The sequence below is a fragment of the Bacillus kalamii genome (genome assembly GCF_047238185.1).
Lineage (GTDB): Bacteria > Bacillota > Bacilli > Bacillales > DSM-1321 > Bacillus_AD.
This window is the reverse complement of the sequence record NZ_JBDFMI010000001.1, coordinates 1,382,127-1,399,455: the sequence shown is the minus strand read 5'-3', so window position 1 is coordinate 1,399,455 and position 17,329 is coordinate 1,382,127. Positions and strand designations below refer to the sequence as shown.

The window sequence follows — 17,329 nt, the reverse complement described above, 5'->3', positions numbered from 1 at the left end:
TTAAGCACCTCTCTTCACAGACGGAGATATTGACAAGATATTTTCAAGCTTGAAGACTCTTATTTGATTTTTTAGGTAACAATAAGTACGTATATATGTATTGCTGATTTGCAGCACTTTGATTTTCCTTTGACTGATAGTATTATCCTTCGCCATATAAATCATTTCTACAATTTCTCCTGTTTCAAAACCTCTTATCAATATCCCCTTCATTTTTATCCCACCTCGACAGAACGTTCGTTCTTATATAATATACCAGAACACACGTTCTTATTCAATGTAAATAAAAAAGACGAATTGTCTCGTCTCATAAAAGTAAGGGAGGATACCGTAACAATACTATGTTCCTTTAATTGCCTATTGAAATAATTGTTGTAATAATTTTTTTGCTGCACTATTATTAGTAATGTTGCCTTAGAATTAGCCAAATAATTATAGAGTATGGTCACATAAGTGGTCACGTTTTTTGAAAACCTCAGAAATCATCAGTATAAACCAGTAAGGTTTAGGTTTTCTATAAATCCAAAAAGCTGGACAAACTCATATATATCAATATTTCACACGGCTTTTCTTAAGCAATCACAATACCGAGGTTCGCAAACTCCCCCGTCACCAAAACTAAGGAGGCACATATGTTTAACGAATTATTTGGCTTAGTTTTCACCTTGATCACTTTTTCACTCGTCCTTTTGTTTTATCGTTTTTTCGGAAAAACGGGATTATTTGTCTGGGTAGGATTTGCAACAGTGCTCGCAAACCTTCAAGTGGTAAAAACGATTGAAATTTTTGGCATGACTGCCACTTTGGGAAACGCAATGTATGCAAGCGCCTTTTTGGTTACAGATATCATTAATGAAAGATACGGGCCTAAAGAAGCAAAAAAAGCTGTTTGGATGGGCTTTTTCACCTTATTCTGTATGACTCTTATCATGCAGCTTGCTTTACTTTTTGAACCTGGAAGCAGCGATATTGCCCAAGGTCCGATGGAAACATTGTTTGGTTTACTACCCCGTTTGGCCGCAGGAAGCCTGGCCGCTTTTTTGGTCAGCCAATTCCTAGATGTGCATCTCTTTTCTTGGATCCGTAAAAAGTTTCCTTCTGATCGGCAATTTTGGATACGGAACAATGGAAGTACGCTGATCAGCCAGTTTTTTGATACGCTCGTCTTTACAAGCATCGCCTTTTTAGGCGAATATCCGATAGATGTTTGGTTCGAGATTTTCATTACTACGTATGTTTTGAAATTCATCGTGTCCGTTTTGGATACACCATTTGGCTATATTGCCAAACGGTTTACATTCAAAGAAGAAACCGCAAGGGAAGCTTAATGCTTCCTTTTTATTCATTTTCAAACAATTTAGTACATTCTAAGCTTTACCCTTTTAAACGGTTAAATTATCAGCTATAGTAAATACAATATACATACAATGAAAGGAAGGATTGCAAGTGATCGAAGTGTATATAGATGGGGCAAGTGCTGGAAACCCGGGTCCAAGCGGGGCTGGCATTTTCATTAATGATAACGGCTCCGTTGAAAGGCACTCTATCCCTCTAGGCATGATGGATAACCATGAGGCGGAATATTGGTCATTGATTAAAGCATTGGAAATATGCGGTGAAAAAGACGTACAGACGGTGTCGTTTCGCACAGATTCCCAAGCAATCTGGTCTGCCATGGAAAAAGAGTTTGCCAAAAATAAAAAGTATGCGCCGCTCCTTGAGGAAGCTCTCAGGTTAAGCAGAAAAATTCCGCTGTTTTTCATTAAATGGATTCCGAGCTCTCAAAATAAAAGTGCCGATGAATTGGCTAGAAGAGCCATTCTTAAAGGGAAGGAAAGTGACTTCATGAATGAATAGATCATTGACTGCTGATTTATCGCTGTTGGCTGTCGTTTTTGTGTGGGGCGCGACGTTTGTTATTGTACAGGATGCCATTTCCTTTTTGGCACCTTTCAGTTTTAACGCGATCCGCTTCTTTCTCGGGTTTGCCGCACTTGGAATTGTGTATCTCCTCTTCTCAGAAAAGAAAAAGGGGCATTTTTCAAAGGGGGCCTTAAAATCGGGTTTCATATTGGGTTTTTGGCTATGTCTTGGGTATGGATTGCAAACCTTAGGCTTATTGTATACTACGCCTGCTAAAGCAGGCTTCATCACTGGATTAAGCGTTGTGCTTGTCCCTTTATTATCATTCCTTCTTTTCAAACAGCATTTGAACCGGAACATGGTCTTGGGTGTCATCAGTGCAACAGTCGGTTTGTACATGATCACTATGCTTCAGGCTTCCGCTTTCGGAACGGGAGATTTCCTCGTGTTGTTGAGTGCTGTCTGTTTTGCTATGCAAATCATCACGACAGGCCGTTATGCCCAAAAATATGCAGCCCTTCCATTGACACTTATTCAAATAGCGACCGTGTCAATTCTGTCTTTTGTTTTCAGCCTGCTGTTTGAACATCCTGCTGAAATGTACCGTTTGGATGTTTTAATGAAAAAGGAAGTCATCATCGCCTTATTGATTACTTCATTGTTCGCAACAGCATTCGCTTTCCTGGCACAAACATACTTCCAGACTTACACAACCGCTTCAAGGGTTGCGCTTATTTTTGCATTGGAGCCTGTCTTTGCCGCATTAACCTCATATGTCATGATCGGCGAAAAATTCACCATCAGTATGGTCATCGGCTGCCTCTTCATTTTTGCAGGCATTATAGCGGCAGAAATCCCAGTGAAAAAGCGGGTTGTGATTGACAATCAGGATGAAGAAATCATTGAAGAAGTCGGTTAATAAAAAAGGAAGTTCACCCCATATTGGTTTGAACTTCCTTTAGTTGATATATCTACTTATGTAAAAAAAAGAATATGTATTCCAGCTCATATCCAATTAGTAATCCTATTAAGATAGCAAATTATGTTTTTCGGCAAAAAAAATAGCCTCTCTTCTTGTCTTTATCGTTTCTTTGGCCAATTCTTCAAGCAATGCAATATAAAAACTCCCATCAAATGTTTTCTGCGCCTTTAATGTTATTTCAATTGCAGTAATGACCAAAATATCATCAGAACCTGTCAATTCCTTACCAAAATAGATAAACCCCAGTGCATCTTCTCCAAATGAAAAACCTTTATGTGATAGCTTTTCAATATACTGATCTACTGTCATCCTTGCGGCAACCCTTTCGACAATCTTCGATTTATTACAATTATCTTATCGCAATATAAGACAAATTACTATTAATTTCTGCTTTTTGAATGAAAGCTCCTTATAATTATCGCTAAGGTTCGCTTTTGTTTTCAGTTCCTATGGTTCACTCGCCTTTAGCTACAATCTGCATTCTAACACGTGTACAGCTGATATTTCCTCATCTTTCCGATTTTGTTTTTTTGCTGGTTCAAACAAGAACCATCCCATAAAAAAAGGGATGGTTCTTGATCTTTATGAAAATCTTGAATATAAGCTCTTAAACTCATGCATTCTGACCATATCGTTCACTTTATTAGAATCATATTCATAACGGGCATCTTCTAAACTGCACTCTAAAGGAATATCACATTTGATCGCAGCCAATTCACGTGATAGGTGAAGCATATCCAAAGAAGCTTCAAATTTAGCTCTTTGTGCCTTTGTCAATGTATGGAGATTCTCCAAGATACCTTCAACCGTATCGAATTGCTGCAATAGCTTGATTGCTGTTTTTTCCCCAATTCCTTTTACGCCTGGATAGTTATCAGCAGAATCACCCATCATGCCTTTCAGGTCTATCATTTGTGTTGGCTTGATCCCTTTCCATTCAAAAAATGAATGCTCGTTATGGACTTCATAATTGCCATATCCTTTTTTGAGCAAAATAACTGAAATTTGCTCATCGATCAATTGTAAAAAATCCTGATCCCCCGTTAGAATACTAACTTGGAAGGATTCGCTCTGCTGTCTTGCAAGCGTGCCTATACAATCATCCGCTTCATAACCAACTATTCCGAGATTAGGTATATCAAATGCAGCAACGGCTTCCTTGGCCAGGTCGAATTGCGGGATCATTTCAACAGGGGGTTTACTGCGGTTAGCTTTATAATCCTGAAACATTTCCGTACGAAATGTTTGGCTTCCCATATCCCAGCAAACAGCTAAATAATCGGGACTGAATTCATCTGCCGCCAACAGCAGATGCTTTAGCAGCCCTTGGACGCCGTTCGTAGGAACTCCCTTCGAATTGATCATGAATTGCCCTGACATGCCCGTTGCATAAAAGGCACGGAATAACAGTGCCATTCCATCTACAATCATGAAAGTTGGCTTTTCGATCTTATTCAATCTTGTCACCTCTAAGTTCTATCAATCTTTATCCCATCTTAACATAGTTTTAATAGAAAGAATAACGCAAGAAAAAGGAAAAACGCCATAGCCCCCTTTGGGCTATAAGCGTTCAACATTAGTCCTCATTTTTTTCGACTGGATTTTCAACATAAGACACCCAATCGCTGTAGCTTCCTATATAGAGCTTTACATGTTCATATCCTGCATGCTTCAAAGCAATGAAATTAGGTGCTGCAGTCACTCCAGATCCGCAGTAAACAATGATTTCTTTTTCTGGGTTCAACTGTTGGAATCTCTTTTTCATATCTGCTGAAGAAAGAAAAGAGTGATCAGTGAATCCATCCGTAAATGGATAATTGACTGCCCCGGGGATATGTCCGGGAATTCTGTCAATCGGTTCCTCAATGCCCGCATAACGGCGTGAATCGCGTGAATCAACTAATATGATGTTGCTATTTCGATCCTCGCTCCAATTTTTCACTTCGTCATATGAAGCCAGTAAAGCTGGCTGAAGCTCGGTGTTAAGTTGGCCGGTTTCGGGGGCAGGGGCTTCTGTGCCGATTGGATATCCTTTTTTTAACCAAGCAGACAATCCTCCATCTAAGCAATAGCAATCAGTATGGCCCATATAATGCAGCATCCAGACAAACCGCGATGCATAGGTGCACTCTCCGTTATCGTAGGCCACAATCGTCTGATCGCTGGAGATTCCGGCTAATTCAAGCCTTTTACGGAATACCTCCATATCAGGAAGCGGATGCCGCCCCCCATGCTCTTGAACTAGGCCGGACATATCCTTTTCTAAATCGATAAAAACGGCCCCGGGGATATGTCCCTTTTCAAACTCCATCTGTCCGTAATCAGGATTTTGCAGTTGAAAGCGGCAATCCACTATCGATATATGTTCATCACTCAAATGTGCTTTCAGCCAATCAACAGATTTTAACATTCTCACTTCTCCTTCTATTCTATATCTATTATTCCAAAAGATGTCGAAGAGCCTCTTCTTTAGTTGCCAAACTTCCAATATCAATATGGTCCTGTAAAACAGCTCGATAGCCTGTCAATGCTTCATCAATCTTTTTGAGCGCCTGATTTTTAAGCCCCTCCAATTCAAAGACTAAACTTTCTGTATAGAATTGCTTAGCTATTGCACCTTGTCCATCCAAATACTGCTTAGCTGGTACTTGAAGAGACTGTTGCAAGGCATCAGCCATCTTTTGCTTCTCGTTTTTTTCGAAGAAAGATTTCGGATTTTTAAATAATGATAATTCTTTCTTAAAATCACGGTCGGTCAATTGTACGAATGCTTTCTCATAGACAGGTACCTCATAAGCGTTCAAGCGGTACTCTCCAATTTGGACAGCCTTCCAATGGTGGCTGATTATTTGCTGATACTGTGCCTGTTTATCGACTACCAGCTTATTCATATAGCGTTCCAGGCGCAGAGAAGTGGCTCTCATCTCTTGTTCAAAATCAAAGGCTACACTTTCAATCAATTCATTGATGGCTTTTCGCAAAGCTTGCTTCAAATCTCTCCCATCATCCTGCAAAACAGCGGGATTGAATGACTCTTTAAAGAAATCCGAATAGCGCAGAAAGACCCTCTGAAAAATATAGTATTGCAACTCGTCGCTTTCTTTCGACATTTTACTCTCTTCAATTTCAGTTGTTGATTCCACTATTTCCTGTTTCATCGATGAATGCTCTTGTGCCAGCTTCATTAATTTTTGCTCTTTTTCTTCTTTCGAGGACGATGCTGCCTCAATCATTTCCATCAGCATGCCTTCTGCATGTTTAATGACCGCACGAGCTGAAGCACAAGCCAGTTCAACCAGTTCATGCTGGATAAAGTGGGCAAACGCCTGGTGGAACTGTGGCATCCCGCTATCTTTTAAAAACGGATGGGACATTGGTGAATGTCCGCCCTGTAATTCATTCAACGCTTCTTTGCTGGAAATTGGGAACAACCGCGGAAACCGTATCCCGAAGCTTTCCAATTGCTGCCTGATATATCCAATGACATCAGCCAACTCATCCTCCGTTTGTGCCAAGTCTATAGCGTTGCATAAAAAGAACATCTTATCCATCGCAAAAGAATCTTTCACCCGGCCTAGTTGAATCAAGAATTCACGGTCGCTCTTTGCAAAAGGATGGTTGTAATAGGTAACAAATAAAATAGCATCACTGTTTTTTATATAATGGAAAGCTGCGTTCGTATGTCTGGCATTGATAGAATCCGCTCCCGGTGTATCAACTAATACAATGCCTTCCCTCGTCATCGGGCAATCAAAGTATAGGCTGATTTCGCTGACAAAACAAGATTTCGCTTCCTCAGCAGCAAAGGAAGTATACTCATGGTAATCTACAGTGAATACCGTCCCCAGCTTTTGCTTAAGAGAACTATAGCCACTGCAAAAAGCACGAACAAATGATAGATGGGCTTTTTCGCTTCCATCTCCTATTGATCCATGATCATCGAATTTCAAGCCAAATTGATAGGCATCCTCCAAATCCGCAGGTGTATATCCCAATGCTTTACAAGCGATTGAAACGTCTTCAAGAAGCATGTCTGCACTCTTCATTTCGATTTTCGCATGCTTATGGACATCAGCACTCGGCGGCGCCATTACTTTATTGATTACCGCTGTTGTCGGGTTTGGTGAAACCGGCAAAACCTTTTCACCCAAAAGCGCATTGGCAAATGAGGATTTCCCCGCACTGAATGCTCCGAACAAAGCGATTGTATAGCTTTGATTGGCCAAGCGTTCCGCTTTATCTTCCATATCTTCAAGTAAAGAAGTGAATCCGGCCAACTGGCCTATTTCGCCCATTGCCGCCCTCAGCTTGGAATGCCACTCGGAAAGAGAATTTTCTTCCATCCCTGAGGAGAGTTGTTCCGGTGTTTCCTCATGATAAGAAACAATTGGAGAATCCGGTTCTTCATCAGCTGCTTCTCTTTCAAACTGAATTTCCCTGCTTTTTTCTTCATCGCGGAATTGCTTCAAAAGAGCTTCTGTTTCATTCCAATCGCCAGCATGCTCATTTTCAAGCGTACTTTTCATTTCTTGTTGCACAGCCTCACAATAGGCATCCAGTTGGTCAAGCAGTATTATGGCTTCCTCTTGGTTATGGTATTGGCGGACTATGGCTTCCATCGCCTGTATCTTTCCTTCAAGCTGCTGTGCCATCACTTTTCGTACTTCCAAAAGATAGGCCAAAGCTATCTTTTTTGCAGTGCCCTTTAGATGATCTGAAATGATATCACTAAAACGCAACACATATTGTCCAGTAATATCACTCTGTTTGGCTACCAATGATTTTAATTGTTCCATATTTACTTCAACGTCCAGCTCCTGGGCAGCCGCTTCCAGCTCCGCAGAGTCAATGTTAGACTGGCTAAGGATGGAATTGGCGAATTCACGAAGATGCCAGATTAATTGCGTTTTCACCCTCTCTTCCAATTCGGCCCGCAATGTATCTTCTCTGTTCATTTTTTCAGTGTCTGTTTTACCTTTGCTGAAAAAGAGTCCCATCTTAAACTGTGGCTGCTGTGATTCAAGGAAGGATTTTACCAATTCCCTGCTCTCTGCTGTAAGCAAATAAGCATTCTTTAACAAATCATCCAATCTGTCGATCCACTCAAGGTGCATTTTTCCAGGCAATGCTCTCAACGAAGCCAGCTCTTCTTCTTTTTGCTGCCTTACTGAGGAAATCGTTTCTCTTTGTTCAATAGATAGCCCCTCGATGATGTCACTTGCTTCTTTTCGCTGTTCTTCTTGATTATCTTCCAGAAAGGCCAGATGATCTTTTGATAGCTGGGCTGCAGACGTTAGTATCGATTGGTCCAAATGGGTTCTTTCATAGGCAATCCGATCTTGAATAAACCTTTGAACCTCAGCTATTTGATTAGTAGGGTTATCCAAGTCTCTTAATGAAGTATAGAATATACCTTCAGGTTCTATTCCCCACTGGCTGAATGCTTCAGCTGTCGAATGTTGGAAAGACGCAAAATCCAATTCATCCGGATCATGCTTATCAATTTGGTTTACGACTAAATAGAGTTTCTTTCCACTCTCCTGCATTTTTTTGGCAAACAGGAAATTCTCCTGTGACTGGACATGGTTATAATCCATCACATATAAAATAATATCAGCCAAGTGCAGTGTCGATTCAGTGGATATGCGGTGGGCATCATCGGTGGAATCAATCCCAGGAGTATCCAGCACCGCACAATCATCCGGCAATGGAAAGTGGTCCGAATGTATATGTATGGCTTGTATGCGATCACCATTTCGGCAAAAGGCTTTAATCTCTTTCATATCATGCTGTCCGTTAAAAATAGTATGAGTGCCATCGAAAAAATAAACAATGACCGCATCTTCGCCCTTCTTAACCTTTACGATATTGGCACTTGTTGGCACCGGACTGGAAGGAAGCACTTGCTGCCCCATTAAATAATTGATCATACTGGATTTGCCTGCGGAAAAGTGGCCGCAGAAAGCCAATTGTACTTCCTCTTCCTCAGCCTTCTTGATCAACTGTTTCATCTTTCCGCAGTTGACACGATCATGTCTGCTTTCTAATTGACTGTATAAGCCGGCAAGCACCTGTAAAATCCCTGTATGATTCTTTGTTGTGTTTGTCATGAATCATTCCCCTTGTTCCCCAAATTTCATCTCTTCTATTGTAATCCATTTTTAACCTGTTTCCTAGAATAAAAGCGCAGGCCGCCGGTATAGCTTCGGCCAGTTTCAGGCGTCAATGGGCAGGAAGCCTTAAGCATGGATAAACATGAGAGACAAAAATCAAAGAGGCTTATCCAAAAAGTTGATTTTACAACTTTTTGGATAAGCCTCTTTTCTGAGCGAATCAATTGTTCGCATTTTATTGGACATTAGAAGGTTTACCAACATGTTTCAACACATGCGCTGTTACAAACGAATATACCGCCACTGTACCGACTACCAGAACAACAGTCATTTAATTCACCTTCCTGCATTTTCTTATTGAGAATATTTATCATTACATTTATATTAACAAAAATGATAATCATTATCAATGTGAATCAAAAAAATTTTCTTATCTATTCCCGACAAATATGTGAACTATCGAGCAAAAGTACCAATTTTCCAGAGCTGCTTGATCAGGCAGCTCTTTCAAAATAGCCAAATATCGTTTCTTCAAAAAAGTCTACAAGTCGTGATGCTGTTTTAGTTTATTTCCTTGAGCTTGTACTGAAATGACAATATCTTTAAATTGATTATTCCCACAGCCTCCACACACACATTCATCATTAATTAACCTGCGGCAATGAACACAATATTTTTTTTCCATCTACTACACATCCTTTTCTACATTGTATTCTTAGCCATATGCTTCTGTTCTCACCTTTAGAATCGTTATTCGAAGAAAACGTCCACCAGACGAATGAATTCAATCACCAGCGATTTACACCATAACAACACAATCCTTTACACTTATCGTATACTGAAGAAAAACAGTCTGGAGGCAATAAAATGGAGCACCGTTCTTTCTCTCTATTTCTATCAAACCTTTCTCGGGCACTTCAGTCTTTTCGGTCGCATTCCAAAATGATGCGTGTTTTTTCTGCCATGCAGCTCGCTGCCAGGCAATGTGAATTCAACGAAAGCGGATTAACCGAAAATATAAAAAGACTGAAAGAACAAACCACTATTCTTTCGCCATTCAGGAATGAGAACTTACTTCCTGTTTCTTCATTAGCCCTTCCTTTTCCCGATCGAGAAGGGCAAATGAAGAAAATCATCAATCGATACGCGGACTTAAAGGAAGCAGGTTTCAAAAGAAGTTCATACCTCCCATATGTATCAGGATACCTGGCTTCCAAAGAAACGGACGGAACACCATCTGTGAAAACGGAACTAATCTATTCCTATTACAAAACAATGAAAAAAGAGCATTTTTGGCTGACTTCTGGTGAAGATGCCATATTCGCAGCCATGCTTGCCCGGTTCCATTCAAATATCAAACACACAACAAGGAACATTGAACACTTTTATCATATTTTAAACAAAACAGGTTACAAACGCGGGCAGTCTCTTCAAACCATTTCCCATATGGCAACGTTATTGAAATGGGAACCGATTAAAACATCCGAGGCTATATTGCTTTGCCATGATACATTCAAGTCCAATGGCATTGTCATGCAAACTCAAGCCCAGCCGTTAATCGCCCTATTGGCGGCCAGCAGGCAACCTGCCGAATTAATGGTCCAGAGCGTGAAAGAGAAAATGGAAGCATTAGAAAAGGTAAAGGGGATGGGCAAGTGGAGCGTAGGAAACAGGTTCCGCGCTTTATTCGGAACAGTATTCACTGCATTGGAAATGGATGATACCGAGCAAATAGAAGACATAGTACTTGCTATTGCCTACAATAGCATCATGTACACCATCCTTTCACAGCAAGCAGCTTCCTCTTCCGCTTCAACATAAAGAGCATAAGACACTTGTCTTATGCTCTTTGCATGTTATGAACAAAAGGAGCTATCGTTTCAATGATAGCCTTGCTTAGTGCATGATAGCCTTCTGAGGTCAAGTGGATGCCATCATCACTGATTAAATGGCTAAGTTCACCCGATTGTTTAATTGCATTCCGTACGTCAATCTTCTTCAGGCCTTCCTCTTCAATCCACTTGTTCAATGCGCGATTGTATTGTCCGTGCCAATGCTCAATTCCCCCGACCTTACTGATCCAATGACCGAGCGACGAGCAGAATTGCGCGCTTAAGAACGCATAATAGCAAGAAGGATCCAAGGGAGGCAATGTTAAAAACAATGGAAAGATTTGCTCTTGCTTCAACCTGGAAACGATTTCTTTTAAATTGTGAATATACCGTTGCAAAGGGACAACTGCTTCATGTTCTCGATCCGGAAACCGGGCAACTTCTTTCCAACGAAAGTTACAATCATTCCCGCCAATTCCGATTATAGCTAAATCCGGTTTTAATGAGATAACATCTTTTTCAAGCCTTGCCAATAATAAATCGGAATTGTCATTAAAAACGCCTTTATTCAAAACTTCCACCGATTTCTCTTTTTTTTGGAAAAAATCCGCCAATAGGGCTGGATAATTATCCTTTAGAATGCGCATTCGGCCTTTTACAATCGAAACACCTCTAGTGAGGCTATCTCCAAAACAAATGATTCTCATCTTAATCCCTTCTATCCCAATATAATGATATATATATATTATACCACAATAACCCATTCTTTCTTATTTATACGTTTCAAAAAGGAATCGGCCATTGCCTATTCAAAAAAGATGTATACGCCTTCTTCACCATTAAGCTTTCTGACTCTTTCTGACACAATTATAGGTTTACTGCAAAAATAGAAAGGAATCAATTTGCATTCCATCGTTTTTTCTGTTATTCTAAAAAAGAATTATTTTTGTTCGGAATTGAATGGTAAAAGTGTAGCACTTTTCGTCAAAAAAGATACAAAGATAGTAATACATTGTGCTAAAGCACTAGGAGGCAACAAACATGGAACAAGGTAAAGTAAAATGGTTTAACGCAGATAAAGGTTTCGGATTCATCGAGCGCGAAGGCGGAGAAGACGTATTCGTACATTTCTCAGCTATCCAAACTGACGGATTCAAAACTTTAGACGAAGGTCAAAGCGTTTCTTTTGACGTAGAAGAAGGTCAACGCGGACCTCAAGCTACTAACGTTGTAAAACTGTAATAGCTTACCATACTAATTCAAGGCAGTCTCCTTATGGAGGCTGCCTTTTTGATTATATGCAAAGGAACGAAACCAAGTGGCAAAAAACCTCTCCTATGCTTCTATTTCAGCCAGGAATGCTTCAAGGGTTCTAACCTTTCCTATTTTCGGAAAAATATACACACAGGTGGCCTCATGCTCTTCCTTACTAAATGTTGCCATAGCATCCGTAATAAAAATCTGGTTGTATCCATATTGAAATGCTTCCCGAGCAGTCGTCTCTACTCCAATATTCGTGGCAATCCCGCATAAAACAATGGTATCGATTCCTCTTCTCCGTAATTGGAGATCCAAATCTGTTCCGAAAAATGCGCCCCATTGCCGTTTAGTGACAACATAGTCCCCCTTGCCCACTTTCAGCTCTGGGACAAAATCGGACCAATCCGCGGGTGCTGTAGAAGAATTGGCCATATAATCCGTTGCAGGATCGAGTTTATCCCGTCCATCCAAAAAATCTACATGTACATTTGCAATGAAGCCCCCTTCTCTGCGGAATACATCCGCCAGTTTGGCAGCCCTCCCAACAATTGCCGATCCTTCCGGCGAAAGCCCTACAATCCCCTTCTGCAAATCAATGATCACCAATGCTGTTTTTTTGAAATCGATAGTCATGTTGAAAACTCCCTTCCTTTTTCTACCCATTACTATGGCTAGCTTTTAATGGCACTGCTTTAAATAAAAACCTCAATAATGGAGGTATGGCAAAGAATATGAAAAACGTGCGAAATAATTGATATCCTGCCACTATATAGAGATTCGCATGAATTTCTTGCGTGATGATGCTCATCTGGTCCATTCCACCTGGCGCTAAACTTAACAGCCCTGTTGCAGATGAAATGTGTATTAACTTTGTCAGAAGAAAACCTAAGCCTATTGCACCTACCATCAGCAGCAATCCACTGACAACAGCAAGAGAGAGCGTGCGCATCTTTTTGGACAATTCCCCAGGCTTTAACATTAATCCAACCTGAATGCCTATCATCAGCTGTGCGGCATCTGTTATGGCAGGAGGCAGTTCCTGCCCTTGTATCCCGGCTACTTGCAGAATGATTGTTCCAATGGCTGGCCCTAATAAAAAGGCTGTAGGAAAACGGATTCTATTCCCCAGCAATGCCAGCACGATGGCTACCGGGGCAAAAAGCAGGATATTCGGAAATAGGCCTTCCCATGAAGCGGACGTTGCTGCAGAAGCATGTACAGCAGCAGTAACGGCATTTCCACCAGAAAAAAGAGAGCTGAATGCAAGAAGAGGAATAAAAATGATAATCATCATTAGCCTCAGAACTTGAGTCACTGTAACAATCGTCAAATTAACTCCTTCTGTCTCTTCAGCAAGAATCAACACTTGTGTTAGCCCCCCGGGAATACTTCCTAAAAGAGCAGTCTTATAATCAATCCCGGATATTTTGGAAACCAGAATGGCAATTCCTGCACTGTAGGACAGCAGCAGTAGAGTCATTATTAACATAAACGGCAATTGCTTGACCATGGAATACAAAGCAGTGGCAGTCATGCTCAACCCAATCGTATATCCGATAACAATCATAGCTCCGTCCCTAAGCTTTTTCGACCATAACAACCTTCCTTTAAAAATACTTGACCCTATCAATACAGCAATCATCGGACCAAGCAACCAGGGTACCGGCAAGTTCAGAACGCTAAACAATAGAGCCCCCGCCATTCCTATAAACAACGAAAAAAATCTGTACTTCATTACCCCTCAAGCCCCCTTGTTCCCCATCCTATAAACAGTGAAAAGGACCTCAGCCAACGAATAAATAAACAAACAAATCTCCGATGCATAAACGTGCAAAAAAATGCACATTTTAAACTATGGCATTTCGCTTATAATAGGTCAGCCAATGTATAATCGCCTAACACCCTTTCCACCTGCGTACGGATTTCCTCCATAATTCCCCGAAATGATTCATTTACTCTTATACCGAACGGATGATTACCAGTCGTATCCAGCATGCGGTCCCACGCAGGCTCTTCTTCATACACGGAAGCATACACCTGAAAAAGGGTTATTTCTTCTGGTAAAACAGCAAGCATGTATCCCCCGGTCCTTCCCTGTTTTACTCTCACAAACCCTGCCTCTGCAAGCTGTGACATTATTTTACGTAAAGCGGTAGGTTCACAGCTGATTTCCTCGGCGATTTCAATGCTTGAACGTAAAGTCGATTTTTCTGCCAAGATAAGCAATGCCTGAACTGCAAATCCAAATCGTTTTAATTGGGCCATGATCGAAATATATACTCTCCTTTTTAATATGTGCTAATTTTAGCACTTTTTAAAAAGGACAGCAAATTTGAATTCATCTCTTTCCTTAATACAGGTCCAATTTTTCAAAATATCTATTTCAGTTAGTAATCTTCTAAACAACCATCATTCTGCACATACGAAAAAGAACCGCCAACAGATTTTCGATGCTTTCTGACAACGGTTCTTTCAATTATTTCAGCACATTTTTTTTAACCAATAGACCATTTTGACTAAATAACAGAAATGTTTATAGAATGATTCATTTATGATGCTTTTTGCGCTTGGATGCTAGTGATATCTTCTTTCTTCTTCAGTTTCAGTACATTGAATACAATATTCAGGACGATAGCGGTCACACTTCCCGCCACAATTCCGTTGTTTGTTAAGATTTTAATATTGTTCGGCAGATGTGCAAATAGATCAGGAACTACAGTTACGCCTAATCCAATCCCTATGGAACAAGCAATGATCAACAAGTTTTCCTGCGAAGAAAAATCAACCTGGCTTAGCATTTTGATACCCGAAGCAACAACCATTCCGAACATCGCTACCATCGCCCCTCCCAATACGGAGGAAGGAACAATCGTCGTCAAAGCGCCAATTTTCGGGATGAGGCCGAATACAACCAAGAATCCCGCTGCCGCATAAATAACATTCTTTGTTTTCACGCCTGATATTTGAATTAAGCCGACATTTTGCGAAAAAGTCGTATATGGGAACGAATTGAAAAGTCCTCCTAAAATAATGGCACTCCCTTCGGCACGGTAGCCTTTTGATAAGTCCTTTTCCGTAATCTTTTTATCGCAAATGTCTCCAAGTGCAAAGTAGACGCCAGTCGATTCAACTAAGCTGACTATCGCCACCAGTGTCATTGTAAGGATCGGTGTGAAATGGAAGGTTGGTGTACCTAAGAAGAATGGTTTAGGCATATGGAACCATGATGCATCCATCACTGAACTCATATTCACCATGCCCATGAAATAAGCAGCTACTGTTCCCAGTACCAGTCCAACCAAAACAGCGATTGAGCGCATAAATCCTTTTGAGAATCGGTATAAAACAATAATTAATAATAACGTGCCAAACCCCAATAGCAAATTGGTTGGCGAACCAAAATCCTCTGCTCCTTGTCCGCCTGCTAAATTATTGATGGCCACTGGAATAAGTGTAATCCCAATAATCGTGACAACGGAGCCTGTTACAACAGGAGGGAAAAAACGAACTAATTTTCCGAAAAATTTACTGATTAACACTACGATAATACCTGATACAATAATGCTTCCATACATGCTACCGATGCCATATTCATTTCCGATTTGGATCATTGGAGCAACAGCAGTAAATGAACAGCCAAGCATAATTGGCAACCCTATGCCCATAAATTTATTGCGGTATAATTGCAGAATAGTGGCAATTCCACACATAAGAATATCAACTGATACTAAAAAAGTCAGGTTTTCTGCTGAAAGGCCGACAGCGCCCCCAATAATCAATGGCACAATGACCGCTCCTGCGTACATAGCAAGTACATGCTGGATTCCAAGTGATGCTACTTTCCACGGACTCATCTTCATTTCATATCCCCCTCAGAACTATTAATCTACGAATTCGACTTTTCCATCCGCTAAAGATGCAACTCTTGCCAAAGATTCAAGCTGGACACCTGTTTCCAAAACGAGCTCGCGCCCCTCCTGGAATGACTTTTCTATCACAATGCCTACGCCGACCGGCTCCGCGCCTGCTTGTTTGACAATATCGATCAAGCCTAAAGCAGCCTGTCCATTGGCAAGGAAATCATCGATAATAAGAATTTTGTCATCTTCGTTAATGAAGTGGCTGGAAATGGTCACATCATTTGTTTCTTGTTTCGTGTATGAGTATACCTTTGTTGTTATTAAGCCTTCTGTCAGCGTTAATGACTTTCGTTTTCTCGCGAATACCATTTGTACCTGCAATTCAAGAGCGGCCATTAGAGCCGGGCCAATGCCAGAAGACTCGATGGTCAGCACTTTCGTGATTCCGGCTTCTTTGAAGCGATCGGCGAATTCCTTTCCGATTTCCTTCATCAAAACTGGATCCATCTGATGATTAATGAAAGAGTCCACCTTCAATACGGTATCCGACAGGACCTTCCCTTCTTCATGAATCTTCTTCTTTAATGCTTCCATTTTTCGTTACCCCCATCGTTTGATCCTTATATGCAAAAAAGCTCGGGCCTTCATGCCGCCCTCTCTTTAAAAAGAGTGCAACAATCAAGCCCGAGCCCTTATCATCTCAGGAAAAAATGTCCACTCATAGTCAGGCCATTTACGGCAGCCTGGTAGAAACTTGTGGGCCTTATCCCCACTATTATATGAGAGTTGTACTTATTTAAGTTATGTTCGAATTATACTAGCAAAATATTGATTTGTAAAGTTAGAAAGCCGAAGTATTTCATTTCATTTTTCCATTTTGTTCGTATTTACCTTATATTTTTCAGAACGAGCCTCTCTTACATACGTTGTTTCTAAGAAGAGGTTTGTCAAAAAGCATATATGCCTCTTTTTTGTGAATCCATTTAACACTCCTTTCATGTGCCTATCTTTATGCATGCTTTATTCATCTCCCCTTTGTTTCCTTCCCGATGGCCACTTCACATTATTTTCACAATTCATTTTCCAATAAAAGGGATATCAACCCTTGTGGAATAAGTTTTACCCTATAAAAATAGTGAAAATACAACAATTGAATAATTTGTGAAGTGGCAAAAAGGAACTAGTAATGATTGTGTACTTTTGTATGATAAACATGTAATCATTTAATTTCCTGTTTTTTGAAAGGAGTGAAAAATATGGCACAGACTCAATTGAAGAAACAAACGGATGCCCGCAAAGAATCGCATTCCTCTTTAAAAGGGACACTCGCATCAGTGTCTATTGTCGGTGCAGTTATTCTTGTGACGTGGGTAAGTGTGTATTTTTTATTTGTCAATCGTTTATAGATCGTTAAGGGGG

Annotated in this window: 18 protein-coding genes and 1 riboswitch; of the genes, 6 read left to right on the top strand and 12 right to left on the bottom strand. The window is 40.6% G+C overall.

Annotated elements, in window-relative coordinates:
- Positions 1-213 (bottom strand): hypothetical protein, encoded by a 213-nt coding sequence (locus ABC357_RS07000; RefSeq protein ID WP_412886814.1) that lies wholly within the window; start codon positions 211-213, stop codon positions 1-3.
- A 419-nt stretch (positions 214-632) separates the two neighbouring features.
- On the opposite strand from ABC357_RS07000, the gene ABC357_RS06995 reads away from it, so the two are divergent.
- From ABC357_RS06995 to ABC357_RS06985, 3 genes are all read left to right on the top strand, one after another.
- Positions 633-1,328 carry a queuosine precursor transporter gene (locus ABC357_RS06995; RefSeq protein ID WP_412886813.1) on the top strand — a complete coding sequence of 232 codons (696 nt, stop codon included), beginning with the start codon at positions 633-635 and terminating at the stop codon, positions 1,326-1,328.
- Between the two features lie 118 nt (positions 1,329-1,446).
- Positions 1,447-1,857 carry a reverse transcriptase-like protein gene (locus ABC357_RS06990; RefSeq protein ID WP_412886812.1) on the top strand — a complete coding sequence of 137 codons (411 nt, stop codon included), beginning with the start codon at positions 1,447-1,449 and terminating at the stop codon, positions 1,855-1,857.
- On the top strand, positions 1,850-2,782 hold the full coding sequence (locus tag ABC357_RS06985; RefSeq protein ID WP_412886811.1) for a DMT family transporter: 933 nt from the start codon (positions 1,850-1,852) through the stop codon (positions 2,780-2,782). Before ABC357_RS06990 ends, ABC357_RS06985 begins: the two co-directional genes overlap by 8 nt.
- A gap of 108 nt (positions 2,783-2,890) precedes the next feature.
- On the opposite strand, the gene ABC357_RS06980 is transcribed toward ABC357_RS06985, so the two are convergent.
- The 5 genes from ABC357_RS06980 to ABC357_RS06960 all read right to left on the bottom strand — a co-directional run bounded on the left by ABC357_RS06980 (position 2,891) and on the right by ABC357_RS06960 (position 9,643).
- Positions 2,891-3,154, bottom strand: a complete 264-nt coding sequence (locus tag ABC357_RS06980; RefSeq protein ID WP_412886810.1) for a DUF6123 family protein — start codon at positions 3,152-3,154, stop codon at positions 2,891-2,893.
- Between the two features lie 273 nt (positions 3,155-3,427).
- Positions 3,428-4,294, bottom strand: a complete 867-nt coding sequence (locus ABC357_RS06975) for a 5'-3' exonuclease (RefSeq protein WP_412888600.1) — start codon at positions 4,292-4,294, stop codon at positions 3,428-3,430.
- Positions 4,295-4,421: 127 nt separating this feature from the next.
- Positions 4,422-5,255 carry a sulfurtransferase gene (locus ABC357_RS06970; RefSeq protein WP_412886809.1) on the bottom strand — a complete coding sequence of 278 codons (834 nt, stop codon included), beginning with the start codon at positions 5,253-5,255 and terminating at the stop codon, positions 4,422-4,424.
- Positions 5,256-5,283: 28 nt separating this feature from the next.
- Positions 5,284-8,955: a dynamin family protein gene (locus tag ABC357_RS06965; RefSeq protein ID WP_412886808.1), complete on the bottom strand. Its 3,672-nt coding sequence runs from the start codon at positions 8,953-8,955 to the stop codon at positions 5,284-5,286.
- A 544-nt stretch (positions 8,956-9,499) separates the two neighbouring features.
- Positions 9,500-9,643, bottom strand: a complete 144-nt coding sequence (locus ABC357_RS06960) for a hypothetical protein (protein WP_412886807.1) — start codon at positions 9,641-9,643, stop codon at positions 9,500-9,502.
- 182 nt (positions 9,644-9,825) lie between these two features.
- Between ABC357_RS06960 and ABC357_RS06955 the strand changes: the two genes are divergently transcribed.
- Positions 9,826-10,779 carry a DUF4003 family protein gene (locus ABC357_RS06955; protein ID WP_412886806.1) on the top strand — a complete coding sequence of 318 codons (954 nt, stop codon included), beginning with the start codon at positions 9,826-9,828 and terminating at the stop codon, positions 10,777-10,779.
- A gap of 19 nt (positions 10,780-10,798) precedes the next feature.
- Here ABC357_RS06955 and ABC357_RS06950 read toward each other — a convergent pair whose 3' ends face one another.
- Complete coding sequence (locus ABC357_RS06950; protein ID WP_412886805.1) at positions 10,799-11,497, bottom strand: SGNH/GDSL hydrolase family protein; 699 nt, start codon at positions 11,495-11,497, stop codon at positions 10,799-10,801.
- A gap of 334 nt (positions 11,498-11,831) precedes the next feature.
- Here ABC357_RS06950 and ABC357_RS06945 point away from each other — a divergent pair, with 334 nt between their 5' ends.
- The gene (locus ABC357_RS06945) at positions 11,832-12,032 is read left to right on the top strand and encodes a cold-shock protein (RefSeq protein ID WP_412886804.1); all 201 of its coding nucleotides are present in this window, start codon (positions 11,832-11,834) and stop codon (positions 12,030-12,032) included.
- A gap of 93 nt (positions 12,033-12,125) precedes the next feature.
- Here the strand turns inward: ABC357_RS06945 and ABC357_RS06940 are convergent, their stop codons facing one another.
- The 5 genes from ABC357_RS06940 to ABC357_RS06920 all read right to left on the bottom strand — a co-directional run bounded on the left by ABC357_RS06940 (position 12,126) and on the right by ABC357_RS06920 (position 16,504).
- Entirely contained in the window at positions 12,126-12,683 is a 558-nt protein-coding gene (locus ABC357_RS06940; RefSeq protein WP_412886803.1) for an isochorismatase family protein, read from the bottom strand.
- Between the two features lie 22 nt (positions 12,684-12,705).
- Positions 12,706-13,785: an AbrB family transcriptional regulator gene (locus ABC357_RS06935; protein ID WP_412886802.1), complete on the bottom strand. Its 1,080-nt coding sequence runs from the start codon at positions 13,783-13,785 to the stop codon at positions 12,706-12,708.
- 131 nt (positions 13,786-13,916) lie between these two features.
- Positions 13,917-14,315, bottom strand: a complete 399-nt coding sequence (locus ABC357_RS06930) for an Rrf2 family transcriptional regulator (protein WP_412886801.1) — start codon at positions 14,313-14,315, stop codon at positions 13,917-13,919.
- 284 nt (positions 14,316-14,599) lie between these two features.
- Positions 14,600-15,910 (bottom strand): nucleobase:cation symporter-2 family protein, encoded by a 1,311-nt coding sequence (locus ABC357_RS06925; protein ID WP_412886800.1) that lies wholly within the window; start codon positions 15,908-15,910, stop codon positions 14,600-14,602.
- Positions 15,911-15,931: 21 nt separating this feature from the next.
- Positions 15,932-16,504 (bottom strand): xanthine phosphoribosyltransferase, encoded by a 573-nt coding sequence (locus ABC357_RS06920; protein ID WP_412886799.1) that lies wholly within the window; start codon positions 16,502-16,504, stop codon positions 15,932-15,934.
- 107 nt (positions 16,505-16,611) lie between these two features.
- Positions 16,612-16,713: riboswitch (purine riboswitch) on the bottom strand.
- Between the two features lie 453 nt (positions 16,714-17,166).
- On the opposite strand from ABC357_RS06920, the gene ABC357_RS06915 reads away from it, so the two are divergent.
- Entirely contained in the window at positions 17,167-17,316 is a 150-nt protein-coding gene (locus ABC357_RS06915) for a cytochrome c oxidase subunit 2A (RefSeq protein WP_412886798.1), read from the top strand.
- Positions 17,317-17,329 lie beyond the last annotated feature (13 nt).